Annotated in this window: 22 protein-coding genes and 1 pseudogene; 1 reads left to right on the top strand and 22 read right to left on the bottom strand. The window is 69.6% G+C overall.

The window, feature by feature from the left end; genetic code table 11:
- Nucleotides 1-43: 43 nt before the first annotated feature.
- From FCL41_RS07895 to FCL41_RS07800, 21 genes and pseudogenes are all read right to left on the bottom strand, one after another.
- Complete coding sequence (locus FCL41_RS07895) at nucleotides 44-481, bottom strand: type II 3-dehydroquinate dehydratase (protein WP_137065529.1); 438 nt, start codon at nucleotides 479-481, stop codon at nucleotides 44-46.
- On the bottom strand, nucleotides 478-1,593 hold the full coding sequence (gene aroB, locus FCL41_RS07890; protein WP_137065528.1) for a 3-dehydroquinate synthase: 1,116 nt from the start codon (nucleotides 1,591-1,593) through the stop codon (nucleotides 478-480). The genes FCL41_RS07895 and aroB overlap by 4 nt, the downstream gene beginning before the upstream one ends.
- Entirely contained in the window at nucleotides 1,590-2,093 is a 504-nt protein-coding gene (locus tag FCL41_RS07885; RefSeq protein WP_137065527.1) for a shikimate kinase, read from the bottom strand. The genes aroB and FCL41_RS07885 overlap by 4 nt, the downstream gene beginning before the upstream one ends.
- The gene (gene aroC / locus FCL41_RS07880; protein ID WP_137065526.1) at nucleotides 2,090-3,268 is read right to left on the bottom strand and encodes a chorismate synthase; all 1,179 of its coding nucleotides are present in this window, start codon (nucleotides 3,266-3,268) and stop codon (nucleotides 2,090-2,092) included. The genes FCL41_RS07885 and aroC overlap by 4 nt, the downstream gene beginning before the upstream one ends.
- A 47-nt stretch (nucleotides 3,269-3,315) precedes the next feature.
- Nucleotides 3,316-4,167, bottom strand: a complete 852-nt coding sequence (locus tag FCL41_RS07875; RefSeq protein WP_137065525.1) for a prepilin peptidase — start codon at nucleotides 4,165-4,167, stop codon at nucleotides 3,316-3,318.
- Nucleotides 4,164-4,676 carry a hypothetical protein gene (locus FCL41_RS17420; RefSeq protein ID WP_239021839.1) on the bottom strand — a complete coding sequence of 171 codons (513 nt, stop codon included), beginning with the start codon at nucleotides 4,674-4,676 and terminating at the stop codon, nucleotides 4,164-4,166. Before FCL41_RS17420 ends, FCL41_RS07875 begins: the two co-directional genes overlap by 4 nt.
- 125 nt (nucleotides 4,677-4,801) lie before the next feature.
- Nucleotides 4,802-5,008 (bottom strand): annotated as a pseudogene (locus FCL41_RS17415) (shikimate dehydrogenase); the annotation flags it as partial.
- A gap of 3 nt (nucleotides 5,009-5,011) precedes the next feature.
- Nucleotides 5,012-6,166 carry an endolytic transglycosylase MltG gene (gene mltG, locus FCL41_RS07865; protein ID WP_137065523.1) on the bottom strand — a complete coding sequence of 385 codons (1,155 nt, stop codon included), beginning with the start codon at nucleotides 6,164-6,166 and terminating at the stop codon, nucleotides 5,012-5,014.
- Complete coding sequence (ruvX, locus tag FCL41_RS07860; protein WP_137065522.1) at nucleotides 6,159-6,620, bottom strand: Holliday junction resolvase RuvX; 462 nt, start codon at nucleotides 6,618-6,620, stop codon at nucleotides 6,159-6,161. Before ruvX ends, mltG begins: the two co-directional genes overlap by 8 nt.
- 1 nt (nucleotide 6,621) lies before the next feature.
- Entirely contained in the window at nucleotides 6,622-9,336 is a 2,715-nt protein-coding gene (gene alaS / locus FCL41_RS07855; RefSeq protein WP_137065521.1) for an alanine--tRNA ligase, read from the bottom strand.
- Complete coding sequence (locus tag FCL41_RS07850; RefSeq protein ID WP_137065520.1) at nucleotides 9,336-9,650, bottom strand: DUF6167 family protein; 315 nt, start codon at nucleotides 9,648-9,650, stop codon at nucleotides 9,336-9,338. Before FCL41_RS07850 ends, alaS begins: the two co-directional genes overlap by 1 nt.
- A complete protein-coding gene (locus FCL41_RS07845) occupies nucleotides 9,647-10,138 on the bottom strand; it encodes a hypothetical protein (protein WP_137065519.1) in 492 nt (163 codons plus the stop codon). The genes FCL41_RS07850 and FCL41_RS07845 overlap by 4 nt, the downstream gene beginning before the upstream one ends.
- Nucleotides 10,139-10,149: 11 nt before the next feature.
- The gene (locus FCL41_RS07840; RefSeq protein ID WP_239021838.1) at nucleotides 10,150-11,529 is read right to left on the bottom strand and encodes a replication-associated recombination protein A; all 1,380 of its coding nucleotides are present in this window, start codon (nucleotides 11,527-11,529) and stop codon (nucleotides 10,150-10,152) included.
- Nucleotides 11,530-11,541: 12 nt separating this feature from the next.
- The gene (locus tag FCL41_RS07835; RefSeq protein WP_137065518.1) at nucleotides 11,542-12,771 is read right to left on the bottom strand and encodes an ABC transporter ATP-binding protein; all 1,230 of its coding nucleotides are present in this window, start codon (nucleotides 12,769-12,771) and stop codon (nucleotides 11,542-11,544) included.
- A gap of 2 nt (nucleotides 12,772-12,773) precedes the next feature.
- The gene (locus tag FCL41_RS07830; protein ID WP_137065517.1) at nucleotides 12,774-13,820 is read right to left on the bottom strand and encodes an ABC transporter ATP-binding protein; all 1,047 of its coding nucleotides are present in this window, start codon (nucleotides 13,818-13,820) and stop codon (nucleotides 12,774-12,776) included.
- An 11-nt stretch (nucleotides 13,821-13,831) separates the two neighbouring features.
- Nucleotides 13,832-14,848 carry an ABC transporter permease gene (locus FCL41_RS07825; RefSeq protein ID WP_137065516.1) on the bottom strand — a complete coding sequence of 339 codons (1,017 nt, stop codon included), beginning with the start codon at nucleotides 14,846-14,848 and terminating at the stop codon, nucleotides 13,832-13,834.
- 143 nt (nucleotides 14,849-14,991) lie between these two features.
- The gene (locus tag FCL41_RS07820) at nucleotides 14,992-16,713 is read right to left on the bottom strand and encodes an ABC transporter substrate-binding protein (RefSeq protein ID WP_137065515.1); all 1,722 of its coding nucleotides are present in this window, start codon (nucleotides 16,711-16,713) and stop codon (nucleotides 14,992-14,994) included.
- Nucleotides 16,714-16,790: 77 nt separating this feature from the next.
- Nucleotides 16,791-17,720, bottom strand: a complete 930-nt coding sequence (locus FCL41_RS07815) for an ABC transporter permease (protein WP_239021836.1) — start codon at nucleotides 17,718-17,720, stop codon at nucleotides 16,791-16,793.
- Nucleotides 17,721-17,952: 232 nt separating this feature from the next.
- Entirely contained in the window at nucleotides 17,953-19,743 is a 1,791-nt protein-coding gene (gene aspS / locus FCL41_RS07810) for an aspartate--tRNA ligase (protein WP_137065513.1), read from the bottom strand.
- On the bottom strand, nucleotides 19,740-21,095 hold the full coding sequence (gene hisS, locus FCL41_RS07805; RefSeq protein WP_137065512.1) for a histidine--tRNA ligase: 1,356 nt from the start codon (nucleotides 21,093-21,095) through the stop codon (nucleotides 19,740-19,742). Before hisS ends, aspS begins: the two co-directional genes overlap by 4 nt.
- The gene (locus FCL41_RS07800) at nucleotides 21,095-21,817 is read right to left on the bottom strand and encodes an MBL fold metallo-hydrolase (RefSeq protein WP_137065511.1); all 723 of its coding nucleotides are present in this window, start codon (nucleotides 21,815-21,817) and stop codon (nucleotides 21,095-21,097) included. Before FCL41_RS07800 ends, hisS begins: the two co-directional genes overlap by 1 nt.
- 108 nt (nucleotides 21,818-21,925) lie before the next feature.
- On the opposite strand from FCL41_RS07800, the gene FCL41_RS07795 reads away from it, so the two are divergent.
- Complete coding sequence (locus tag FCL41_RS07795; protein WP_137065510.1) at nucleotides 21,926-23,164, top strand: DUF349 domain-containing protein; 1,239 nt, start codon at nucleotides 21,926-21,928, stop codon at nucleotides 23,162-23,164.
- A 114-nt stretch (nucleotides 23,165-23,278) separates the two neighbouring features.
- Here the strand turns inward: FCL41_RS07795 and FCL41_RS07790 are convergent, their stop codons facing one another.
- Nucleotides 23,279-25,510, bottom strand: a complete 2,232-nt coding sequence (locus FCL41_RS07790) for a RelA/SpoT family protein (RefSeq protein ID WP_137066031.1) — start codon at nucleotides 25,508-25,510, stop codon at nucleotides 23,279-23,281.
- Nucleotides 25,511-25,545 lie beyond the last annotated feature (35 nt).

Raw genomic sequence — 25,545 nt, 5'->3', positions numbered from 1 at the left:
CGCACGCCACACCGGGAAACCGGTGTCCCACCGCGCCTCCGGGCTAGCGGGAGGCGACGAACTCCAGGGCCATCCGATAGCCCTCCACGCCGTGCCCCGCGAAGGTCGCTGCGGCGAAGGGCTCGACGTACGAGGTGTGCCGGAAGACCTCGGGGCGCGCCTTCGGGTCGGAGAGGTGCACCTCGACCAGCGGCGCCTCCAGCTGGGCGCAGGCATCGTGGAGCGCCAGCGAGTAGTGGGTCCACGCACCCGCGTTGAGCACCACCGCCACCTGCTCGTCGGCCGCGGCGTTGAGCCAGTCGAGGAGGTCTCCCTCGTGGTTGGTCTGACGCACCTCCACCGCCAGTCCCAGCTCGTGGCCCCACGTGAGGCACAGCACCGCGAGCTCGGCGTGGGTGGTCGTGCCGTAGATCTCGGGCTGCCGACGCCCCAGCCGGCCGAGGTTGGGGCCGTTCAGCACCAGCACCCGTGGAGCGCTCATGCCCGCGCCACCATGGCGTCGTACGCCGCCCTGAGGTGCTCCTCGGACGGGCCCGCCAGGATCCGCGGGGTCGCGAGATCCTCCAGCACCACGAAGCGCAGCTGCGAACCCCGGGCCTTCTTGTCCACCGCCATCGCGGAGCGCAGCTCGTCGAAGTCGGCGTCCGCGAAGCCCACCGGGAGTCCGACGCGGCTGAATGCGCTCACGTGCCGGTCCACGAGGGCGGGATCCAGGACCCCTGCCAGGCGGGCGAGCTCGGCGACGAAGACCGAGCCGATGGCCACAGCCTCCCCGTGCCGGACCTTGTAGTCCGTGGCGCGTTCGATGGCGTGAGCCATGGTGTGTCCGTAGTTGAGGACCTCACGGCCGGGGTGGCCGTCGCGGCCACCGGCCTCCTTGAGGTCGTCGACCACGACGTCGATCTTCACGCGGATCGCCCGCTCGACCAGCTCACGGAGCTCGGCGGAGCGAGGCGTCAGGGCGGCGGGGTCGCTGCCCTCGACGATCGTCAGGATCTCGGGGTCGGCGATGAAGCCACACTTGACGACCTCCCCCAGGCCGGCGACCAGCTCGTCGCGCGGCAGGGTCTCGAGCAGCGCCAGGTCGCAGAGGACCCCGGCCGGCTCGTGGAAGGCGCCGACCAGGTTCTTGCCTGCGGCCGTGTTGATCCCGGTCTTGCCGCCCACCGCCGCGTCGACCATGGCCAGGACCGTGGTGGGCACGTGGACCACACGGACCCCGCGCAGCCACGAGGCCGCGACGAACCCGCCCAGGTCAGTGGTCGCTCCCCCGCCGAGGGTGACGACCGCGTCGGAGCGGGTGAACCCAGCTGCCCCGAGGGCCTCCCAGCAGTCGTTGGCGACGGCTGCGGTCTTGGCCTGCTCACCGTCGGGCAGGCCAAGCGCCAGGACGTCGTAGTGCGGCGCGAGGGCGTCCGCGACGGGCTGGGCGAGGGCGCCGAGCTCACCGGCGTACAGCAGGGCGACCCGCTGCACGGAGTCGCCGAGGATCTCCGGCACGAGCGAGGCGAGGTCGCGACCCACGACGACCTCGTACGGGCTCGCTCCCCCCACGTGCAGCGTCGAGACGTCGCGGGGTGCGCCGAGGGTCATGACAGGGCCTCCATGATCTCCGCAGCGATCTCCTGCGGGGTGCGTCCGTCGGTCTCGACCCGGAGGGTCGCGACGGACTCGTAGACGGGGGTGCGCTCGTCGAGGAGCGCCTTGACGCGGGCGCGGACGTTGCCCAGCAGGAGCGGACGTCCGGCGCCGAGCCCCACCCGCTTCACCGCCTCGGACAGGCCGACGTCGAGGAAGACGACGCGGTGCCCGGACAGCCGCTCACGGGTGCGGGCGTCCAGCACGGCTCCACCGCCGAGGGCGAGGACGCCGTCGTGCTCAGCGAGCGCGGCGGCCACGGCCTCGACCTCGAGGTCACGGAAGTGGCTCTCGCCGTCGTCGACGAAGATGTCCTGGACCGACCGACCTTCGCGGGCCACGATGTCTGCGTCGGTGTCGCGCACGGTGACGCCCCAGGCGTCACCGAGCACGTGGGCGACCGTCGTCTTGCCGGCGCCCATGGGGCCGACGAGCACGACGCGCGGGCCGGTCACCGGAACTTCAGGTGCTCGACGTACGACTCGAAGTTGCGCCGCGTCTCGGCCACCGAGTCACCGCCGAACTTCTCGATGACGGCGTCGGCCAGGACGAGCGCCACCATGGCCTCCGCCACGATTCCGGCGGCCGGGACCGCACAGACGTCGGAGCGCTGGTGGTGCGCCACGGCGGCCTCGCCGGTGGACACGTCGACCGTACGCAGTGCCCTCGGCACCGTGGCGATCGGCTTCATGGCCGCACGGACGCGGAGCACCTCGCCGGTCGACATGCCACCCTCGGTGCCGCCGGAGCGACCGGAGGTGCGGCGCAGGCCGTCCTCGGTGGAGACGATCTCGTCATGGGCCAGCGAGCCCGGGGTCGCCGCGAGCTCGAAGCCGTCGCCGACCTCCACGCCCTTGATGGCCTGGATGCCCATCAGCGCACCGGCCAGGCGGGCGTCGAGACGGCGGTCCCAGTGGACGTGGGAGCCCAGGCCCGGCGGCAGGTCGTGCACGACGACCTCGACGACGCCGCCGAGGGTGTCGCCGTCCTTGTGCGCCTGGTCGATGCGCTCGACCATCGCTCGGGAGGCCTCGGGGTCGAGGCAGCGCACGGGATCCTCGTCGAGACGGGCGACGTCGCCGGGGGCCGGCACCGAGCCGGCCGGAGCGGGCACACCACCGAGCTCGACGACGTGGGAGACGATGCGGGCACCGACGGCCTGCTCGAGGAAGTTGGACGCCACGCGACCGAGCGCCACCCGCGCCGCGGTCTCGCGGGCCGAAGCGCGCTCGAGGATCGGGCGGGCCTCGTCGAAGTCGTACTTCTGCATCCCCACCAGGTCGGCGTGACCGGGACGGGGGCGGGTCAGCGGGGCGTTGCGCGCCGAGCTGGCGAGCTCGTCGGCGTCCACGGGGTCGGCCGACATGACCTTCTCCCACTTCGGCCACTCGCTGTTGCCCACCTCGATGGCCACGGGGCCACCCTGGGACTCACCGTGGCGCACGCCCCCGATGAAGCGGACGACGTCCTGCTCGAACTTCATCCGTGCACCTCGGCCGTAGCCGAGACGACGCCGGGCGAGCGAGTCATTGATGTCGTCTGTGGTGACGAGGACGTGGGCCGGAAGTCCTTCGAGAATTGCGACGAGGGAGGGGCCATGGGATTCACCAGCGGTGAGCCAACGCAGCATGCCGCGCATTCTTCCATGCCCGGTTCACGCGCCGAGCAGCGTCTGCCTCAACCGAGATTCGCGGCGGTCCAGGGACCGAGCACGACCCCCATCAGCGCACCCGCGACCATGAACGGACCGAAGGGCACGCCGCGGCGGTCGACCAGCTTCGCCAGGGCCAGCACACCCCCGATGACACCGCCCAGGATGAAGGCCGAGTAGACACCGGCGAAGAGCGTGCCCCAGCCGAGCTGCCCCAGGACGATGCCGATGATTCCGGAGAGCCGCACGTCGCCGTAACCGAGTCCGGCCGAGTTGATGAACCACAGGACGAAGTAGAGGCCGCCGGTGATCAACCAGCCCCAGAAGGCCCTGAGCACGTCGTCCCACTCCCCCGTCACGGCGCCGACGACCAGCACCAGGGGCACCAGCGCGGCGTAGGTGCGGGCGATGACCCAGGTCGGGAGGAGCTTGGTCCGCCAGTCGATGATGGCCAGCCCCACGAGCACCGGCACCAGAGGCACGAGGAAGAGCAGGGACCAGGCCCAGCCGAGCGCCCACCCCAGGACGGCGCCAGCGAGTCCACTCGCCAGCACCGATGCCACGGCAACTCCGCGGTGGTCGGCGATGGCCGTGTAGAGCTCCTTCTCCGGCGCGGTCGCGATCACGCTGTCGTCGGCCTCCGTGGACGGCGGTGACGTGGGGCCGGAGGCCGCGATGGCCTCGGTCGTTGCGACGACGTCGGCGGCGGCCTCGTCGTGCGCCACGGACGCCTCGACCGGCTCGGGGAGCGACTTCTCCGCCGCATCTGCGGTCTCGACCGGGTCAGTGGACTCGACCGGCTCCGGGATGCGGCGCACCATCAAGGGCACCAGCAGGCCCAGCACGGCGCAGACCAGTCCTACGGCCAAGGAACTCATGATGTCGCCGATCGTTCGGTCCGGGCCGCGAGTGCCTGCTCCCCCGCGGTACGCATCGCTGCGAGGGGGGCCTCGTGCCCGGTGAAGTGGGTGAACTGCACCGCCGCCTGGTGCACCAGCAGGTCGAGCCCGGAGACCACCACTCCCTGCGCGGCGGCGGCCAACGGCGTGGGCCACGGGTCGTAGAGCACGTCGAAGAGGACCGGGGCGGCGGCCATGGCCTCGACCAGGCCCGCGTCCTGGGCCGTCGCCGGGACGGTGGAGACCACGATGCCGCCGGGGTCGCCCGGCGGATCGGTGAGCAGACGTACCTCGACGTGCGGCGCCCCGTCTCCCGCCGTCAGGACCGCCACGGTCTCCTGCGCCCGTTCAGGGCTACGCACGACCAGGGTGATCTGCTGGACCCCCAGCTCGAGGAGGGCGAGACCGACCGACGTAGCGGTAGCGCCGCCACCGAGGATGGTCGCGGTGTGCGGTTCCAGTGCGGTCCGCTCGCGGATCGCCGCCACAGCGCGCCGGGGATGTCGGTGTTGTCGCCCCACAGGTGTGGCGCCTGCGCCTCCCCCGAGAGCACGATCGTGTTGACGGCTCCCGAACGTCGCGCCCGCTCGCTCAGGTGCGGGACGAGCACCACTGCCTCACGCTTCAGGGGCATGGTCAGGGACAGTCCGCGCCAGGACTCCCCCAGTCCGGCAAGGAACTCCGGCAGTCCCCCGGAGACGACGCGATGGGCGTCATAGGTCCACGGAAGGCCGAGCGCGGCATAGCCAGCCCGGTGCAGCACGGGTGAGAGCGAGTGGGCGATGGGATCCCCCAACACCCCGCAGACGGTGCGCGTCATCGCTCAGCAGGCGTCCGACGTCGTGCAGTAGGACTTGTACTCCGCCTTGAAGGTCAGGAACTCGTCGTAGCTGTCGGTGAACTTGGTCTCGCCGGTCTTGAGGTCGACCGTCACGTAGTAGATCCACGGCCCTTCGGCTGGGTTGCCGGCGGCAGCCATGGCCTCCTCGCCGGGCGCCTCGATGGGGCCGGGCGGCAGTCCCTGGACCACGTACGTGTTGTACGGGTGGTCGGTCAAGGTCTCGTCGGTCGTGACCGCGATCGTGCCAGTGCGGCCCAGCGCGTAGTTGACCGTGGCGTCGATCTGCAGCTTGCCGCCGGTGCCGGCACCGGGGTTCTCGACGCGGTTGTAGATGACGGTGGCGATCTTGGCCATGTCGTCACCGCGGCCCTCTGCCTCGACCAGGGAGGCCACGGTCATCAGCTCTGCCGGGGTGTACCCCAGCGCGGCGGCCCGGCTCTCGAGCTGGACGTCGTCGGCCGCCTGGCGCCAGCGGGCGACCATCTTGGCGAGGATGTCCTTCGGCTTGTCCTTCGGACCGATGTCGTACGTGGCCGGGAAGAGGTAGCCCTCGGGGTTGCCCTCCGCGAAGTCCGGCAGGCCCAGGGCTGCGGTGTCCTTGAGCGCAGCCTCGTACTGGGCACGGCTGAACTCGGTCTTCTCCGCGAGGATGTCGACGATGTCGACGACCCGCAGGCCCTCGGGCACGGTGACGGTGTTCTTCACCTGGTTGGCGGGGTCGACCAGCACCTCGAGCGCGTCGACGGCGCTCATCTCCTTGCGGAGCGGGTAGTAGCCCACCTGGATCTTGGAGGAACGGGTGTCGGCGGTGGCCGCGGAGATGAAGGCCTCGACCGAGGCGATGACGCCGGCTTCCTTGAGCCCGCGGCCGATGGCGGCCGAGGTGTCGCCCTCGCGGACCTCGAAGATCACCTCGCCGGTGCCCGGACCCGAGAAGTCCTCCGCGGAGCCGAACTGGTCCTGGACCCAGTTGACGCCCTTGCTGACGCCCACGTAGAGACCGACGCACACCAGCGCGACCACGACGACCACGGCCACGATCCCCAGGGGGTTGCGGCGCTTCTTCGCCTTGCGGGCGCCGCCCTCGGGGGCGTAGCTGCGCTCGGAAGTCTGCGTGGTGCCTTCGTCGTCAAGCATGGTCGACCCCAATGATCTCTCCCGGGGCGAAACCACTGTTCCGCTCCGTGTCCAACGCGTGTTGGAGGATGACGACGGCCGCGGCCTGGTCGACCACCGCTCGCCTCTTGCTGCCTTTACGCCCCTGGTCGCGAAGCATGGCCTCCGCCGTCACCGTGGTCAAGCGCTCGTCGCACAGACGCACGGGAACAGGTGCCACCCTCGCCGCCAGGGTGGCCGCGAATTCGCGCACCTTGGCGGCCGCCGGACCCTCGGTCCCCTTGAGAGATCGGGGCAGGCCGACGACGACCTCGACGGCCTCCTCGTCGCGGACGATGCGGGCGATGCGGCGTACGTCCCCCCTGCCGCGCGGGACCGTCTCCACGGGGGTGGCCAGGAAGCCGGTCGGGTCGCTGCGCGCGACACCGATGCGGGCGTCTCCCGGGTCGACGCCCACCCGCACCCCGTGGCGCACCTCAGGCGCCTCGGACCCGCGCGACGTCGACGACGACGGCCTCGATGGCGGCGTCGACACCGGCAGGGTTGGTGCCGCCACCCTGCGCCATGTCGGGCTTGCCGCCACCCTTGCCGTCGATGTGCGGCGCCGTGGCGCGCACGAGGTCGTTGGCGGAGAGGCCGGCGTCACGGGCAGCCCCGTTGACCGCGGCCACGACGGACACCTTGCCGTCGTTGACGCCCAGCAGGACCACCACGCCGGGACGACCGGCGTCGAGGCGAGCCCGGACGTCGGTGGCGAGCGTACGCACGTCGCCGCCGCCCGCGCCGTCGAGGCGCTCGACGACCACGGCCACTCCGGCGACCTCACGTGCGTCGGCAGCCAGCTGACCGCCCGCCGCGAGGAGCTGGGCCAGGCGCACCTTCTCCAGCTCCTTCTCGGTGGACTTGAGCTGGTCGACCATCTGCGTGACCCGACCGACGAGGTCGTCGGGCTGGGCCTTCAACATCCCGGTCAGCCGGGAGACGATGTCGCGTTCCTTGGCGAGGTACTTGAACCCTTCGACGCCGGTGAACGCCTCGATGCGCCGGTTGCCCGATCCCACCGACGACTCACCGGTGACGACCAGCGTGCCGATCTGCGACGAGTGGTCGACGTGCGTGCCACCGCAGAGCTCGCGCGACCAAGGACCGCCGATCTCGACCACGCGCACCTGCGAGTTGTCGTAGGTCTCACCGAACAGCGCGATGGCGCCCCACTCCTTGGCCTCGGCCAGCGTCATGTACTGCCAGTCCACCGGCAGGTCGGCCCGCAGCGCCTCGTTGGAGACCGTCTCGATGTCGCGCACCTGGTCCGGGGTGAGCGAGGAGGTCCACCCGAAGTCGAGGCGGAGGTAGCCGGGTCGGTTGTAGGAGCCGGACTGCAGTGCCGTGGGGCCGAGCACCTGACGCAGGGCCGCGTGCACCACGTGGGTGCCGGAGTGCGCCTGACGGGCACCGAGGCGCCAGTCCGGGTCGACCTGGGCGTGCAGCTGGGCCACGTCCGCCGGGAGCTCACCCTCCAGCACGCGTACCTGGTGGACCACCAGGCCGCGGACGGGACGCTGGACGTCGAGGACCTCGAGGACGCCACCGTCGAACTCGATGCGACCGGCGTCAGCCGCCTGGCCACCCGACTCGGCGTAGAACGGGGTGCGGTCGAGCACCAGCTCACCGACCTCGCCGCCGCCCAGGGCCGCGACGGGAGCGCCCTCGCGCAGCAGCGCGAGCGGCTTCGACTCGGTGGTGAGGGTCTCGTACGCGAGCCACTCCGTCGGGCCGTTGGCGTCGAGGATGCCGCGGTAGACGGAGGTGTCGGCGTGCTGCCCCTTCTTGGCCCGGGCGTCGGCCTTGGCACGCTGCCGCTGCTCGGCCATCAGGTGGCGGAAGCCCGCCTCGTCGACGCTGAGGCCCGCCTCGGACGCCATCTCGAGGGTGAGGTCGATGGGGAAGCCGTAGGTGTCGTGCAGCGCGAAGGCCTTGTCGCCGGTGAGCACGCCTGCACCGCTCGCCTTCACCTCGGAGGCCGCCAGGTCGAAGATCTGGGTGCCCGCCTGCAGGGTCTTGCGGAAGGCGTCCTCCTCCGCGAAGGCAACGCGCGCGATGCGGTCCCAGTCGGTGACGAGGTCGGTGTAGGTCTCCCCCATCTTGTCGCGGCTGACCGGCATCAGCTCGGGCAGCGCCCGGTCCTCGTAGCCGAGCAGGCGCATGGAGCGGACCGCACGGCGCAGCAGACGACGGAGCACGTAGCCGCGGCCGTCGTTGCCGGGCGTGACGCCGTCACCGATGAGCATCATCGATGAACGAATGTGGTCGGCCACCACGCGCAGCCGGACGTCGTCGTCCCGGTTGGCGCCGTAACGGCGCCCGGTCAGCTCCTCGGCGCGGGCGATCACGGGATACATGACGTCGATCTCGTACATGTTTTTCTTGCCCTGCAGGAGGAAAGCCACCCGCTCGAGGCCCATGCCGGTGTCGATGTTCTTCCTGGGCAGCGACCCGGCGACGTCGAAGTCCTCCTTCGACCGCACGGCGCTGAGCTCGTCCTGCATGAAGACGAGGTTCCAGATCTCGAGGAGACGGTCCTCCAGCGCCACCGGCATGTCCGGACCCAGCGTCTCGGGGTCGAAGTCCGGACCGAACTCGGGGCCACGGTCGTACAGGATCTCCGAGCACGGGCCACCGGGGCCGGGGATGCCCATCGACCAGTAGTTCTCCTTGCGACCGAGGCCGACGATGCGGCGGCGCGGGAGGCCGGTGGCCTTCATCCACAGCTCCACGGCCTCCTCGTCACCCGCGAGCACCGACGGGTAGAGACGGCTCTCGTCCAGGCCGAACCCGCCGTCTGCCACCGACTTGGTGAGCAGGTCCCAGGCGAGCTCGATGGCGCCCTGCTTGAAGTAGTCGCCGAACGAGAAGTTGCCGCACATCTCGAAGAACGTGCCGTGGCGGGTGGTCTTGCCGACGTCCTCGATGTCGGGCGTACGCACGCACTTCTGGACGCTCGTCGCCCGCGCGTAGGGGGGTGTCTCCTGACCGAGGAAGAACGGTTTGAACGGCACCATGCCCGCGTTGACGAACAGGAGGTTGGGGTCGTCCAGCAGCAGCGAGGCCGAAGGGACCGGCGTGTGGGCGCCCCATGCGCCACCAGCCTCGAAGTGCGCGAGGAACCGGCGGCGGATCTCGGAGGTGTCCATCAGTGGTCGTTCTTCCTGTCTTCGAGCGGGGGAACCAAGGAGGCTACGGGAGTGTGATCGCCCGGAGCCGACGGGCCGGTGAGCTCACGGCCGGCGAGCGGAGTGGCGGGGAGGCCAAGGGTTTCGCGGAGCTCCACCTCACGCTGGGCCTGGGCGGTGCGCACGTCCTCCGACAACAGTCTCGCACCGTGGGTGATGCCCTGCCAGCGGGCGCGGAAGCCCTCCGCCGTGACCGAGTCGGCGAGCCTGCGGGCCCTGGTCACCACGTAGACCCCGGCACTCGCACCGGCCACGAACCACAGTCCACGACTCATGCGACGTCACCCCGCTCCTTGGCGTAGTACTGGCGCAGGGCCTCCTTGACGTCAGCCTTGCGCTGACGAGTGGCCCGCTTCGTCTCGCGATGCACCTCGAACCGCACGCGATTGCGGTTCTCGGGGGAGAGCGCGCGGCGTACGCCGTAGGTCCACGACGCGGCCTTCACCAGCGTCTCGCGGGCCACGATGTCGACGAAGAGCCGACCGTCGAGGCGGCCCGGCGCCGACTCGGCGTCGTCAGGCTGCTCCGTCCTGCCCACGTCGGTGATCACGAACTCGGAGACGCTCACGTCAGGGTGGGCGCCAGCGCTCGGACGGTCGAAGGCGTCAAGACGAGCCAGCAGCTCGCTCTGGAGCGTGCGGGTCTGCTCGAGCTCGGCGCGGGTACGACGCTGGGTACGGGCCAGAGCCACCACGACGACGAGGAGGACCGCGACGACGACGGCAGACACGCCCACCACGGCCGTCGCACTCCACTCGTTCACAGGACTGAACCCTACCTGCCGTTGCGGACACCGCGCACGATGCTCCGGATCCGCTCCCAGCGGTCCTTCACTCCTGCCTCGGCTCCGTGGGAGGTGGGTCGGTAGTACGCCGCGTCGCGTACGGGCTCGGGCAGGTACTGCTGCTGCGCCACACCGTGCTTCACGTCGTGGGGATAGACGTACGTCTCGCCGTGGCCCAGCTTCTTGGCCCCGCCGTAGTGGGCGTCCCGCAGGTGCGCGGGGACCGAACCCACCTTGCCGGCGCGGACGTCGGCCGCGGCAGCCTCGAACGCCATGTAGACCGCGTTGGACTTGGGCGCCGAAGCCAGCGCGACCACGGCCTGTGCCAGGTTGAGGCGCGCCTCCGGCATCCCGATCAGCTGGACGGCCTGGGCCGCGGCCACGGCCGTGGGGAGCGCGGTGGGATCGGCCATGCCGATGTCCTCGCTGGCGAGGATCACCAGTCGTCGGGCGATGAAGCGGGGATCCTCGCCCGCCTCCACCATCCGGGCCAGCCAGTGCAGCGAGGCGTCCACGTCGGAGCCCCGGATCGACTTGATGAAGGCGCTGGTCACGTCGTAGTGCTGGTCGCCCTGGCGGTCGTAGCGGACCGCGGCCTGGTCGACCGCCGTCTCCGCGACCTCGAGCGTGATCCGGGGCCGGTCGTCGGTGGACGTACGCACCGCCTCGGCCGCCGCGGCAGACGCCTCGAGGTAGGTGAGTGCCCGACGCGCGTCACCCCCGGCCAGGCGGACCAGGTGCTCGCGGGCCACCTGGTCGAGGTCGACCGCCCCCGCCAGGCCCCGCTCGTCCTCGAGCGCCCGGGTCACGACCCCGTCGATGTCGGCGTCGGTGAGCGACTCCAGCTTCAGCAGCAGGCTGCGCGAGAGCAGGGGTGAGATCACGGAGAAGAACGGGTTCTCGGTCGTGGCCGCCACGAGGGTCACCCACCGGTTCTCGACCCCGGGCAGGAGCGCGTCCTGCTGGGCCTTGGTGAAGCGGTGTACCTCGTCGACGAAGAGCACCGTCTCCGCGCCGCCAGCCGCCAGCTGTGCCCGCGCCGCGTCGATGGCGGCGCGGACCTCCTTGACCCCGGCGGAGACGGCCGAGACCTCGACGAAACGGCGTTCGGTCTGTCGGCTGACGATCCCCGCGATGGTGGTCTTGCCGGTGCCCGGTGGGCCCCACAGGACCAGCGACATCGAGTGGTCGCCTTCCACCAAACGACGCAGGGGCGACCCGTCGGCCCGCAGGTGGGACTGCCCGACCAGGTCGTCGAGGTCGCGCGGGCGCATGCGTACCGCCAACGGGGCGCCCCGGTGGCTCTGGTCGCTCAGCGACCCTCCACCGGTGCGCCCCGGTACGTCGAACAGACCTTCGGATTCCGCCACGTCAGCAGTGTGTCAGGCACGACCCACGGTGTTGCGGTCCAGGTCGAGCCAGGTGTCGGCGTAGCCCGGCTCGTCGATGATCTTCTCCGCGCCGCTCATGCCGGGGTCAGGGGCCCCGGTGTCGTCGACGCCGAGCATCCTGGTGGTCACCGGCCGGGTCGGCACGTCGCCGCGGCGCCCCGGGAAGTGGCACGCCACCTTGTGTCGCTGACCGATCTGGAGGAGCGGAGGCTCCTGGGTCGCACAGATCTCCTGCGCGATTGGGCAACGCGTGCGGAATCGGCACCCCGACGGCGGGTCGATCGGGCTGGGCACGTCACCCTCGAGCCGGATGCGGTCCTTGCTGGACTCCCCGGTGACCGCCGACTTCACCTCGGGCACGGCGGAGAGCAGCGCCTGGGTGTAGGGGTGGTGAGCGTTGTTGTAGATGCTCTCGCGGTCGCCGATCTCGACGATCTTGCCGAGGTACATCACCGCAACCTCGGGGCAGAAGTGACGGACCACGGCCAAGTCGTGGGCGATGAAGAGGAACGCGACACCGAACTCGCGCTGGATGTCCTGGAGCAGGTTGACGACCTGCGCCTGGATGGAGACGTCCAGCGCCGAGACCGGCTCGTCGGCCACGATCAGCTTGGGCTTCAGGGCCAGCGCGCGGGCGATGCCGATGCGCTGACGCTGACCACCGGAGAACTCGTTCGGGTAGCGGTTGTAGTGCTCCGGGTTGAGGCCGACGATCTCCAGCAGCTCCTGCACCCGCTTGAGCGTCTGGTCCTTCGGCACCATGTCGTGGATGCGCAGGGGGGCCGAGATGATCGAACCCACCGTGTGCCGCGGGTTCAGCGAGCTGTAGGGATCCTGGAAGATCATCTGGATCTCGCTGCGCAGGGGCTTGAGCTGGCGCGCCGAGTAGTGGGCGATGTCGTGCCCGTTGAACTCCACGGCACCGGCGGTCGGCGTGTAGAGGCGGGTGATGGCGCGACCAGTGGTCGACTTGCCGCACCCGGACTCGCCCACCAGCCCCAGCGAACCGCCCTGGGGCACCTGAAAGGAGATGTCGTCGACGGCCTGGACGTCACCGATCTTGCGACGGATCAGGCCCGACGACCTGACCGGGAAGTACTGCTTGAGATGACGCACCGTCAGGATGGGCGGAGCGTCAGGGTCGAGGGGGGTGGCCTGGTGACCCAGCTCGTCGAACGTGGTCACGGTCCCGGGGGTGGGGACCTCGGTCTGCTCAGCCATGGTCAGAGTTCCTCTGCACGGTCGGGAGCGATCTCGGGCAGCACCTGGCGCTCGTAGATCATGTCGGGGTCGGGGAGGTGGCAGCGCTTCAGGTGGTTGAGCCCCTGGGCGCCGGGGACCAGCTCGGGCACCTCGGTACGGCAGCGGTCTCCCTCGACGTACTGGCGGAACGCGCAGCGCGGGTGGAAGGCGCACCCCGACGGGGGCGAGAGCAGGCTCGGCGGGTTGCCGGGGATCGGCACCATCCGCGCGTTGGGGTCGGAGGTGATGTCGGGGACGCTGGAAAGAAGCCCCCAGGTGTAGGGCATCTCCGGATGCGTCATCACGTCCTTGACGGGGCCGTACTCGACGGCCTTGCCGCCGTACATCACCAGCACGTCGTCAACCATCTCCGCCACGACACCGAGGTCGTGGGTGATCATGATGATCGCGGTGTCGAACTCGCGCTGGAGGTCACGCAGCAGGTCCAGGATCTGGGCCTGGACGGTGACGTCGAGCGCGGTGGTGGGCTCGTCGGCGATCACCAGCGTCGGGTCGTTGATCAGGGCCATCGCGATCATGGCGCGCTGACGCATTCCGCCCGAGAACTGGTGCGGGTAGTCGTGGTAGCGCCGGTCAGGGCTGGGAATGCCGACACGGTCGAGCATCTCCATGACGCGCACCTTCGCCTTCTTGCGCGAGACCTTGTGGTGCACGCGGTAGGCCTCGGAGAGCTGCCGGCCCACGGTGAAGTAGGGATGCATCGCGGACAGCGGGTCCTGGAAGATCATCGCCACCTCCCGTCCCCGCTTGCGACGCATCTCCTCGTCGGAGAGCGTCAACAGGTCGACGCCGTCGAGCTGGATCGAGCCGGAGACGCGAGCTGGCGTGCCGCGGTGGAGGCCGAGGATGGCGGAGCTGGAGACCGACTTGCCGGAGCCCGACTCCCCCACGATGCCGAGTGTCTTGCCTCGCTCGAGGGTGAAGGAGAGTCCGTCGGTGGCCTTGACCACGCCGTCGGGGGTCGGGAAGTGGACCTTGAGGTCGTCCACGACGAGGAACTGGTTCATCTCTGTCTCTCTCAGCCCAACCGGACGCGGGGGTCGATGACGGCGTACAGGATGTCGACGATGATGTTCGCGACGATCACGAAGGTTCCGGCCAGCACGACGACACCGATGATCGTCGGGAGGTCGTAGGCCTCACTCGCCTGGAGCGTGAGCAGCCCCAGGCCCTCGTACGAGAATACGGACTCGGTGATGATCGCTCCGCCGAGAAGCGTGGCGAAGTCGAGGCCGGCCATGGTGACGAGCGGCGTGAGCGCGGCACGGATGCCGTGCTTGAACAGGACAGCCCGTGCGGTGAGGCCCTTGGCCCGGGCCGTACGGATGTAGTCCTCGCTCATGGACTCGATCACGAAGGCACGCGTCATGCGCACGTAGCCGGCAGTGAAGACGAGCGCCAGCGTCGCGGCGGGAAGGATGAGGCCGGCGAGCCAGCGTCCGACTCCCCCGTCCGCGATGGAGTAGTACTCGGGATAGGGAAGGAACTCCCACTTGATCACGACGAACTTCAGCAGGAACACGCCGATGAAGAACGTGGGGAACGCGTACGCGACCAACGTCAGTCCGACGATGCCACGGTCGATGATCGAGCCCTTGAAGACGGCGGCGAGGATGCCGAAGAGAATCCCGCCCACCAGCCACATCACCAGCGCGACGAGCGCCAGGGAGATGGTGACCGGAGCCGCCTCGGCGATGAGGTCGTTCACCGTGCGTGCGTTGAGGTGGGAGTAACCCAGGCAGGGAGCTTCGCAGTGGGTGACGATGGCGGGGTTCGCGGCACGCAGCTCAGGGTCGGCCGGGTACTCACGGCCGGCGACGACGCCCTTCATGAACTGGGTCCACTGCTCGTGCACCGGCAGGTCGTAGCCGAGTGCCTTGCGCGCCACGTCTCGCTGGGCCTCGTTGCAGTTCTTGCCGCACGCGAAGCGTGCGGGGTCGACCGGCGAGGCGAAGAAGAGTGCGAACGTCACGAGCGTCAGCGCCATGAGCAGCGCGAGGCCGATCGCCACGCGTCGGACTATGTAGGCCCACATGGAATGGGCTCACCTCCTGGGGGGAACTGGGCGGCCAGTCGATGGACTGCCGTGTGGTCCGGTGGTCCGGACCCGGTGCGGGTGCCGGACGACCACGTGGTCGTCCGGCACCCAGGGTGAGAACTAGTTCATGAGCCGAAGGCTCAGTCCTCGACGCCGATCAGGCCGATCTCGGGGTACGAGCTCGAAGCCGGCGTGGTGGTGAAACCGGTCACCTTGGATCCGTAGAGCCAGTTGAACTTGGTGACGTCCAGCGGGATGTAGGCCACGTCGCGCGCCAGCAGCTCGTTGGACTCCTGGAGGGCGGCAACCTGCGAGTCGAGGTCAGCCGCGTTGGCAGCCTTGTCGACCAGGGTCTCGAACTCCTTGCTCTGGTAGCAGCCGTAGTCCTGGCCACACGTGGTGGGCGAGAAGTTCGGGCGGCTGTCGAAGAGCGCCGGGAGGACGGTCATGGCCGACGGCCAGTCAGCGCCCCAGCCGGCCCAGGTGATGTCGTACTCGTCGTCCGGCTTGGAGATGACGTCGTAGTACGTGTCGCCCAGGGGCTCCAGCCTGGTCTTGAAGCCAGCAGCGTCCCAGCTCTCCTTGACGACGGCCATGGCCTTGTCGTTGGTCGGGCTGGCCATGTAGCCGAGGGTGATCGAGAACGGCGTCTTCACGCCGGCCTCCTGCAGCAGCTTCTTGGCCGCAGCCGGGTCCCCGGCGTTGTCACCCTTGAAGGCGTCGAGCTCGCTCCAGCCGGGAACGGTCGGGTTGATGATGTTCTCCGAGGTCTCGGCGGCGCGCTCACCACCCAGGGCGGTCACGTAACCCTCGGAGTCGAGGGCAACAGCCAGCGCACGACGGACGTTGACGTCCGTGAGGCGCTTGAAGTTCGGCGAGAGGTAGCTGGTGTAGGGCGAGAGCGTGTTGACGTAGCGCTCGGCCACGTCACCCTTGATCTTCGGGAACTGGTTCGGGGCCACGCGAGCGATGGTGATCGCGCGCTGGTCCTTCGGCGAGTTCTTGATCAGGCGGTCGTTGAAGAGCTCACCCGCGGTGTCGGACGGGTCGACGACCATCTCGATGCGGTCCGGGAGCGCCTTGCGGAGCAGGTCCGGCTCGTCGGTCGAGGGGTCGTACTCCTCGTTGCGGACCAGGGTCGCGCCCTTGTTCTTCGACCAGGTGCCGCCCTCGACCTTGTAGGGGCCGTTGGAGAGGATCTTCCACTGGGACTTGGCGCCCTCGTCGAACTCCTTCTTGTACGGGTCCGCCATCATCATGCCGGCGATTGCCAGGGGGAAGTCCGCCCACGGCTTGTTGAACCGGAAGGTGACGGTGCGGTCGTCACAGGTGACGGCCTTGTCGAAGAACTCCTGGCCCTTGCCCGAGTAGGGGCCCTTGTAGACGGGGGCCCCGTCCTTGTCGGTCGGGATGTCGAGGTAGCTCAGCGTGTAGTTGGGGCCACCGGTGATGACGTCGTTGGCGAAGACGCGCGAAGTGCCGTACTTGACGTCCTCGCAGGTGATGTCCGACCCGTCCTCCCACTTCACGCCCTCCTTCAGCGTGAACTTCCAGACCTTGCCGCCCTGGCTCGACGTGCCGGTGTCGGTCGCGAGGTCGGGAACCGGGGTGGTGCCCTCCTGCTCGTCCTCCGACATCGGGAACGCCAGCAGGCCGCGGTAGACCAGGCGACGGTAGTGCGCCAGCTGCACGCCGTAGTAGATGCGCTGCGGGTCAGCGCTCTCGTACGGGGTGTGGTGGAGCACCGTCAACGTCGACGCGTCGTCGTCGGAGCTGTCCCCTCCGCCGCCACATGCGGCCAGGGTCAGACCGAGCACGCCGGCCGCGCCGACGGAGAGTGCTCTCCTGAACTTGCTAACCATTGATTCCTCCTTGGGGGCGGCGCAGGGTCTGCGCCACAGTCACCGGTGGGTACCGGCGAGGCATGTGGGCCGGACCGTCAGCGGTCCGACTTCGGGTCGAGGGCGTCGCGCAGACCGTCCCCCAGCAGGTTGAACGAGACGACCAGGGCCGCGATGGCGATGGCGGGAGCGAAGAAGTAGACGGGCGCCGTCTCCGCGTTGCGGAGCGCGTCGGAGAGCACGTTGCCCAACGTCGGCGTCGGCGGCTTGATGCTGACCTGCAGGTAGCTCAGTGCAGCCTCGGCCGAGACGAACGCCGGCATGATGAGCGTGAACTGCACCAGGATCGGAGCCCACAGGTTGGGCAGGATCTCACGGAAGTAGATGCGTCCGCGCGACGCGCCCAGGAGGGTGGCGGCGTGGACGAACTCGCGCTCACGCAACGAGAGCACCTGGCCGCGCACGATGCGGGCGACGCCTGTCCAGCCGAAGAGGCCCAGGACGGTGATGACGTAGACGGACTGCGCGGCGTCGCCCTGCGGCACCCCCACGACCTCCACGATGAAGGCGATGGCGACCACGTTGAGCGCCAGCAGCATCAGGGTCTGCGGGAAGGCGAGCGTCAGGTCGATGATGCGACCGAGGATGGCGTCGACCCATCCACCAGCAACGCCGGAGACGATGCCGACCACGACGCCGAGGAGTACGGCGATGACGGTCGCCGACAGGGCGATGCCGAGGGAGAAGGTGACGCCGTACCACATGCGGGCCAGCGAGTCGCGGCCCAGGCCGGGCTCCACGCCCAGCCAGTGGTCCCAGCTGATGCCGCCCCAGGCGCCCTTCGCCAGGCCGTACTCGTCGAGCAGCTCCTGGTGCGAACTGTCGGGGTCCAACCAGCCGACCCAGACGAGGATCGGCGCGGCGATGGCAGCCAGCACGAAGAAGATGACCACCGCGAGGGCTGCCATCGAGAGCTTGTCCTTCAGGAGCCGAGCCTTGGCCAACTGCATCGGCGACTTGCTCTCCACCGACTGCACCTCGAGAAGGGCTCCCTCAGCTGCGTGAGGGAGGTGGCTCTCGAGTTCACTGCTTGGCGCTGTCATTCCCACCTCTGAGCCTTGTTTGTGACACACAACGACTGGGGCGAACAGCCCGAGTCACAAGAAAAAACTCTAGGTGGGAATGACAGCGTTGAGCACCAGCGGCGAATAACGATCCGGTCTCGGCCTAGCACGAACGGGCCCAAAGGTCCCGAAAAGGTCACACTTCGGGCACGATCTCGTCCGGAGTGGCGTCCACACCGGCTTCGGCACGCTGCTCGTCGGTGATCGGCGCGGGCGCTGCCGTGAGCGGGTCGAACCCACCTCCGGACTTCGGGAACGCGATCACGTCGCGGATGGAGTCGGCGCCGCCGAGGATCGCCACGACCCGGTCGAGACCCAGGGCGATGCCGCCGTGGGGCGGGGCGCCGAACTTGAACGCCTCGAGCAGGAAGCCGAACTTCTCGTCGGCCTCCTCGCTGCTGATGCCCATGATGTCGAACACCCGCTTCTGCACGTCCTCGCGGTGGATACGGATCGACCCGCCACCGAGCTCGGAACCGTTGCAGACGATGTCGTAGGCGTAGGCCAGCGCCTCCCCCGGGTTCTCCTCCAGGGTGTCGAGGAACTGCGGCTGCGGGCTGGTGAACGCGTGGTGCACGGCCGTCCACGCACCGGCGCCCACGGCGACGTCACCCGAGGCGACGGCGTCGTCGGCCGGCTCGAAGAGCGGAGCGTCGACGACCCAGGTGAACGCGAAGGCGGACTCGTCGATGAGACCGCAGCGACGGCCGATCTCGAGACGGGCGGCACCGAGCAGGGCACGGCTCGACTTGGCCGGACCAGCAGCGAAGAAGATGCAGTCGCCCGGCTGCGCGCCCGTGTGTGCAGCCAGACCCGCCTTCTCCGTGTCGGAGAGGTTCTTGGCGACCGGGCCACCGAGCTCGCCCTCGGGCGAGATGGTCACGTAGGCGAGACCCTTGGCACCGCGCTGCTTGGCCCACTCCTGCCAGGCATCGAACTGGCGACGCGGCTGGTCGGCGCCGCCGGGCATGACCACGGCCCCGACGTAGGGCGCCTGGAAGACGCGGAAGCTCGTGTCGGCGAAGTACGCGGTGCAGTCGACGAGCTCCTGGCCCATCCGCAGGTCGGGCTTGTCGGAGCCGAAGCGCGCCATGGCGTCGGCGTAGGTGAGCCGCGGGATGGGGGTCTGCACGTGGTGGCCGGCCTGGGCCCACACCTCGACGATGATCTCCTCCATGAGGGCGATCACGTCGTCCTGGTCGACGAAGGACATCTCGATGTCGAGCTGGGTGAACTCCGGCTGGCGGTCGGCCCGGAAGTCCTCGTCGCGGTAGCAGCGCGCGATCTGGTAGTAGCGCTCGAGCCCACCGACCATCAGCAGCTGCTTGAAGAGCTGCGGGCTCTGCGGCAGGGCGTACCAGCTGCCCGGGTGGAGGCGCGCGGGCACGAGGAAGTCACGGGCGCCCTCGGGCGTGGAGCGGGTCAGCGTCGGGGTCTCGACCTCGACGAAGTCGTGGCGGTCCAGCACGTCGCGCATCGCCTTGTTGACCTTGCTGCGCAGACGGAGCAGGCGCTGGGGCTCGGAGCGACGCAGGTCGAGGTAGCGGTACTTGAGGCGGGTCTCCTCGCCCACCTCGCCACCCTTGGACGCCGCGGCGTCGTCGATCGGGAAGGGCAGCGGGGCCGAGGTGTTGAGGACCTCGATGCCGGTGGCCACGACCTCGACCTCACCGGTGGCGAGGTTGGGGTTCACGTTCTCCGGGGTACGAGCGACGACCTCGCCGGTGACGGCCAGGCAGAACTCGTTGCGCAGGCTGTGCGCCACGGCCTCGTCACGGACGACGACCTGGACCACGCCACTGGCCTCACGCAGATCCAGGAAGGCGACGCCTCCGTGATCGCGACGACGGGCCACCCACCCGGCGAGGGTGACGGTCTGGCCGACGTGCTCGACGCGCAGGGCGCCGGCGTCATGGGTGCGGATCACTGGATCTCCTTCTGGGGGATGTGCGTGACGACCTGCGGGCGCAGGTCCTCGGTGGGCGGGGTCCACGTCGCCGGATCGGCGGCGACCTGGTCGCCCGAACGGATGTCCTTCACCTGGTGCGTCCCGTCGGCCTGGGTGAACCAGACGTACGGGATCCCGCGGCGCTCGGCGAGCCGGATCTGCTTGCCGAACTTGCTCGCCGACGGAGCGACCTCGCAGGGCACCCCGCTGGCACGCAGGGCGGTCGCGACGGCGATCGACGCGGGGCGCGACTCCTCGTCCGTGAGCGCCACCAGGACTGCGCTGGGCACCTGGCGGTCAGCGACGAGGTGGCCCTTGGTGAGCAGGGGCACCAGCACCCGGCTCACGCCGAGCGAGATGCCGACGCCGGGGTAGGTGTTCTTGCCGTCGCTGGCCAGGGCGTCGTAGCGCCCCCCGGAGCAGATGGACCCCAGCGACTCGAAGCCGTCGAGACGGGTCTCGAAGACGGTGCCGGTGTAGTAGTCCAGGCCGCGGGCAATCTTGAGGTCCGCCTCGATGCGTACGGTCTCGGTGACGAGGTCCTGGCAGGCCCGCACCAGCTCGGCGAGCTCCTCCAGCCCTTCGGTGAGGAGCTCGTGCTCGACGCCGAGGGCGCGCACCTGCTCGACGAAGGAGTCGTCGGGGGTGCAGATCCGGGCCAGGCCCAGGACCTTGTCCGCCTGCTCCTCGGTGAGTCCGGCCTCGCCCACGAGCATCTCGCGGACCTTCTCCTCCGGCAGCTTGTCGAGCTTGTCGACCAGGCGCATGGCCTCGTCGGTGTCGGCCAGGCCCAGGCCGGCGTAGAACCCGGCGAGCAGCTTGCGGTTGTTGATCTGGAGGCGGAAGCCGGGCAGGAAGGTCAGCTTCGAGAGCGCCTCCAACATCACCCGGGTCACCTCGACGTCGTGGTGGAACGGCAGCTCGCCCTGTCCGACGATGTCGATGTCGGCCTGGGTGAACTCGCGGAAGCGTCCCTCCTGGGGGCGCTCACCGCGCCAGACCTTCTGGATCTGGTAGCGCCGGAAGGGGAACTCGAGCTTGCCCGCGTTCTCCAGGACGTAGCGCGCGAACGGGACCGTGAGGTCGAAGTGCAGACCCATGCCGGCGTCACTCGAGCCGTCGACGTCCTGGAGGCGGCGCAGCACGTACACCTCCTTCGAGGTGTCGCCCTTGCGCAGCAGCTGGTCCATCGGCTCGACGGCCCGGGTCTCGATGCCGGCGAAGCCGTGCAGCTCGAAGGTGCGCGACAGGGTCTGCAGGACCTCCACCTCGACGCTGCGCTGCGCGGGCAGGAACTCGGGGAAGCCGCTCAACGGGCGGGGCTTGCTCATCACAGTCCTCGGGTGACTCGGTCGGTGGAGCCGGAGTCCATCAGGTCCAGCAGGTACGGGTTGGTGGCACGCTCACGGCCGATGGAGGTCTGCTCACCATGGCCCGGGAGCACCACCACGTCGTCGTCCAGGGTGAGCACCTTGTCGCGCAGGCTGCGCAGGATCGTCGGGTGGTCCCCGCCCGGCAGGTCGGTACGACCGATGGACCCGGCGAAGAGCAGGTCGCCGGAGAACATCACCTCGGAGATGTCGGCGTTGCCGGCCGCGGCGCCGTAGGGGGTGCGGAACGTGACCGAACCCTGCGTGTGCCCGGGTGTGTGGTCGACCACGAACTGGAGGCCGGCCAGCTCCAACGTCTGCGCGTCGGCGAGCTCGCGCACGTCGTCCGGCTCGGCCCACTCGTAGCCACCACCCAGCAGCATCTGGGTGGTCTCGCGGGACATGCCTGCCATCGGGTCGGTCAGCAGGTGGCGGTCGCTGGGGTGGATCCACGCCGTGGCGTCGTAGGTGCCGGCGACGGGCGCGACGCACCACATGTGGTCGACGTGGCCATGGGTGACCAGCACCGAGACCGGCTTCAGCCGGTGCTCCCGTACGACGTCGGCGACGCCCGCGGCCGCGTCCTTGCCCGGATCGACCACCACGCACTCGTTGCCGGGCCCGGTGGAAATGACGTAGCAGTTGGTTCCCCAAGGACCTGCGGGGAAGCCGGCGATGAACACGTGGAGGACCTTCAGTTCGGCGAATCGGGCGTGTGGAGCCCCGTGAACGGGACTGGCAGGCAGTCAGCCTACCGAGGAGCACACCCGTAGTGACTAGCATGGGCGACCATGAGCGCTGAGAAGCAGTCCGAGTGGGGCCGCGTGGCCGAGGACGGCACCGTTTTCGTGAAGACCAGCACGGGGGAACGGGCCGTTGGCTCCTACCCCGACAAATCCCACGAGGAGGCGTTGGCGTTCTTCGCGGAACGGTTCGCGAGCCTCGAGTTCGAGGTCCAGCTGCTGGTCCAGCGTGTCGCGGCCGCGAAGCTGTCGCCCGAGGAGGCCCAGGCGGCGGTGAAGACCGTGCGCGAGCAGGTGAGCGACGCCAACGCGGTCGGCGACCTCGACGGGCTGGTGGCCAAGCTCGACGCGCTCGGGCCCGTCATCGCGACCCAGCGCGAGGCCCGTCGCGCCGAGCGTGCCGCCCGCACCGCCGAGTCGAAGACCGCCAAGGAGCGGATCGTCGCCGAGGCCGAGGCCCTGGCCGAGAGCTCCAACTGGCGTGACGGCGCCAACCGCCTCCGCGACCTCCTCGAGGAGTGGAAGGCACTCCCCCGCCTCGACAAGGGCGCGGACGACCAGCTCTGGCGGCGTTTCTCCACCGCGCGGACGACGTACACCCGCCACCGCAAGGCCCACTTCGCCGAGCAGCACGAGAAGCGCGATGCCGCGCGTGCCGTGAAGGAGCGCCTCGCCCAGGAGGCCGAGGCGCTCGCCGACAGCACCGACTGGGGTCCGACCTCGGGTCGTTTCCGCGACCTGATGCGCGACTGGAAGGCCGCTGGCCCCGCCCCGCGTGACCATGAGGAGAAGCTCTGGAAGCGTTTCCGCGGCGCCCAGGACACCTTCTTCGGCAACCGTGACGCGGCCAACGCGGCGCTCGACGCCGAGTTCGCCGACAACGCGGTCGCGAAGGAGGCCCTGCTGGTGGAGGCCGAGGCACTCCTGCCCGTCACCGACGTCGAGGCGGCCAAGGTGGCCTTCCGCGACATCGCTGAGCGGTGGGACGAGGCCGGCAAGGTGCCCCGTGACCGGATCAAGGAGCTCGAGGGCCGCCTGCGCAAGGTCGAGCAGGCCATCCGTGGCATCGAGGACGAGCAGTGGCGTCGTACCGACCCCGAGAAGTCCGCGCGCGCCGACGACATGATCGGCAAGCTCCAGACCGCCATCGACGACCTCCAGGCCAAGCTCAACAAGGCCAAGGCCTCCGGCGACGAGCGCAAGGTCAAGGAGCTCGAGGAGAACCTGGCCTCGCGCCAGGCCTTCCTGGACATGGCCCGCAAGGCCGCCGAGGAGTTCTCGGGCTGACGCCCGGGCGCCCGACGCCACGAAGCCGCCGCTCCCCGTGGGAGCGGCGGCTTCGTCGCGTCGGAGCCGAGACCCACCCGGCGAAGGACGCCAGGTCGGGACGCCCGGCGCGTGCTACTGGGTGACGCGGTAGGCGTCGAAGACTCCCGGCACGCCGCGGACGGAGCGCAGGACGTTGTCGAGGTGCGTGGCGTCGGCCATCTCGAAGGTGAATCGGCTCTTCGCCACCCGGTCGCGGGTCGTCTGGAGCGTGGCGCTGAGGATGTTGACGTGGGTGTCGGCCAGCGCCATGGTGATGTCCGAGAGCAGGCGCGCCCGGTCGAGCGCCTCCACCTGGATGTTGACCAGGAAGGTGCTCTGCGAGTTGGGCTCCCACTCGACGGCGATCAGGCGCTCGGCCTGGGCCTCCAGCCCTGCGGCGTTGGTGCAGTCCTTGCGGTGCACCGAGACGCCACCGCCCTTGGTGACGAAGCCGATGATGTCGTCGGGCGGGACCGGGGTGCAGCACTTCGCCAGCTTCACCCAGACGTCGCTGCTCCCCTGGACCACGACCCCGCTGTCGCTGGGCGCCGGCTGCTTGGGACGGTTGCGGCGACCCGTGATGGTGACGGCCTCGGCCACGTCCTCCGCCACGCCCTCGGTGCCACCGTGGAGCTGCAGGACTCGCTGCACGACGGCCTGGGCGGAGAGGTTGTGCTCTCCCACTGCTGCGTACAGCGCCGTCACGTCGGCCAGCTTGAAGTGCTCGGCCACCTGGGTGAGCGCGTCGTGCGAGAGCAGGCGCTTGAGCGGCAGGCCCTCCTTGCGCATCATCTTGGCAATCTCGTCCTTGCCGCGCTCGATCGCCTCCTCGCGCCGCTCCTTGGTGAACCACTGGCGGATCTTGGAGCGGGCACGCTGGGACTTCACGAAGTTGAGCCAGTCGCGCGAGGGCCCGGCCGTGGCGGCCTTGGAGGTGAAGACCTCCACCACGTCACCGTTGTCCAGGGTGGACTCCAACGGCACCAGGCGCCCGTTCACCCGGGCACCGATGGTGTGGTGCCCGACGTCGGTGTGCACCGCGTACGCGAAGTCGATCGGGGTGGCCCCCGTCGGTAGGGCGATCACGTCACCGCGTGGGGTGAAGACGTAGACCTCGGCGCGGTTGATCTCGAAGCGCAGGGAGTCGAGGAACTCCCCCGGGTCCTCGACGTCGCTCTGCCAGTCCATGAGCTGGCGCAGCCAGGCCATGTCGTCCTTGTCGGCCTGGCGGTCGGTGTCGACGCCGCTGCGCGAGTCCTCCTTGTACTTCCAGTGCGCTGCCACGCCGTACTCGGCGCGACGGTGCATCGCGAAGGTGCGGATCTGGATCTCCACCGGCTTGCCGGTCGGACCGATCACCGTCGTGTGCAGCGACTGGTACATGTTGAACTTGGGCATCGCGACGTAGTCCTTGAAGCGCCCCAGGACCGGGTTCCAGCGCGCGTGCAGGACGCCCATCACGGCGTAGCAGTCGCGGTCGTCCTCGACCAGGACTCGGATCCCGACCAGGTCGTAGATCTCGGAGAAGTCGCGACCTCCGACGATCATCTTCTGGTAGATCGAGTAGTAGTGCTTCGGTCGGCCCGTGACCTTCGCCTTGATCTTCGCGTCACGCAGGTCCTGCTCGACCTGCGCGATGACCTGGGCCAGGAACTGGTCGCGCTGGGGAGCGCGCTCCGCGACGAGCCGCACGATCTCGTCGTAGATCTTGGGGTGCAGGGTCGCAAAGGCGAGGTCCTCCAGCTCCCACTTGAGCGTGTTCATGCCCAGGCGGTGGGCGAGCGGCGCGTAGATGTCGAGCGTCTCGCGCGCCGTACGCTCCTGGCTCGCCTGGGGCACGTAGCGCAGCGTGCGCATGTTGTGGAGCCGGTCGGCGAGCTTGATGACCAGGACGCGGATGTCCTTGGACATCGCCACGATCATCTTGCGGATCGTCTCGGACTGCGCGGCGGCGCCGTACTGCACCTTGTCGAGCTTGGTCACGCCGTCGACGAGCGCCGCGACCTCCGCACCGAACTCGGCGGTGAGCTCCTCGAGCGTGTAGGGCGTGTCCTCGACCGTGTCGTGGAGCAGTGCCGCGACGAGCACCGGCTCGGTCATCCCGATCTCGGCGAGGATCGTGGTGACGGCCAGGGGGTGGGTGATGTAGGGGTCGCCGCTCTTGCGCTTCTGCGGAGCGTGCAGGCGCTCAGCGGTGCGGTACGCCCGCTCCAGGAGTGCGAGGTCGGCCTTCGGGTGGTTGGTCCGCACGGCGCGGAACAGCGGCTCCAGCACCGGGTTGCCCGACTGGCTCCGGTTGCCGATGCGGGCCAACCGCGTGCGCATCGAACGAGCAGTCGTCCCGGTGTCGGCAGGGCGGG

The organism is Nocardioides jishulii (genome assembly GCF_006007965.1).
GTDB lineage: Bacteria > Actinomycetota > Actinomycetes > Propionibacteriales > Nocardioidaceae > Nocardioides > Nocardioides jishulii.
Note: the sequence above shows the minus strand (reverse complement) of the source record. Positions and strands in the feature narration are given on the sequence as shown.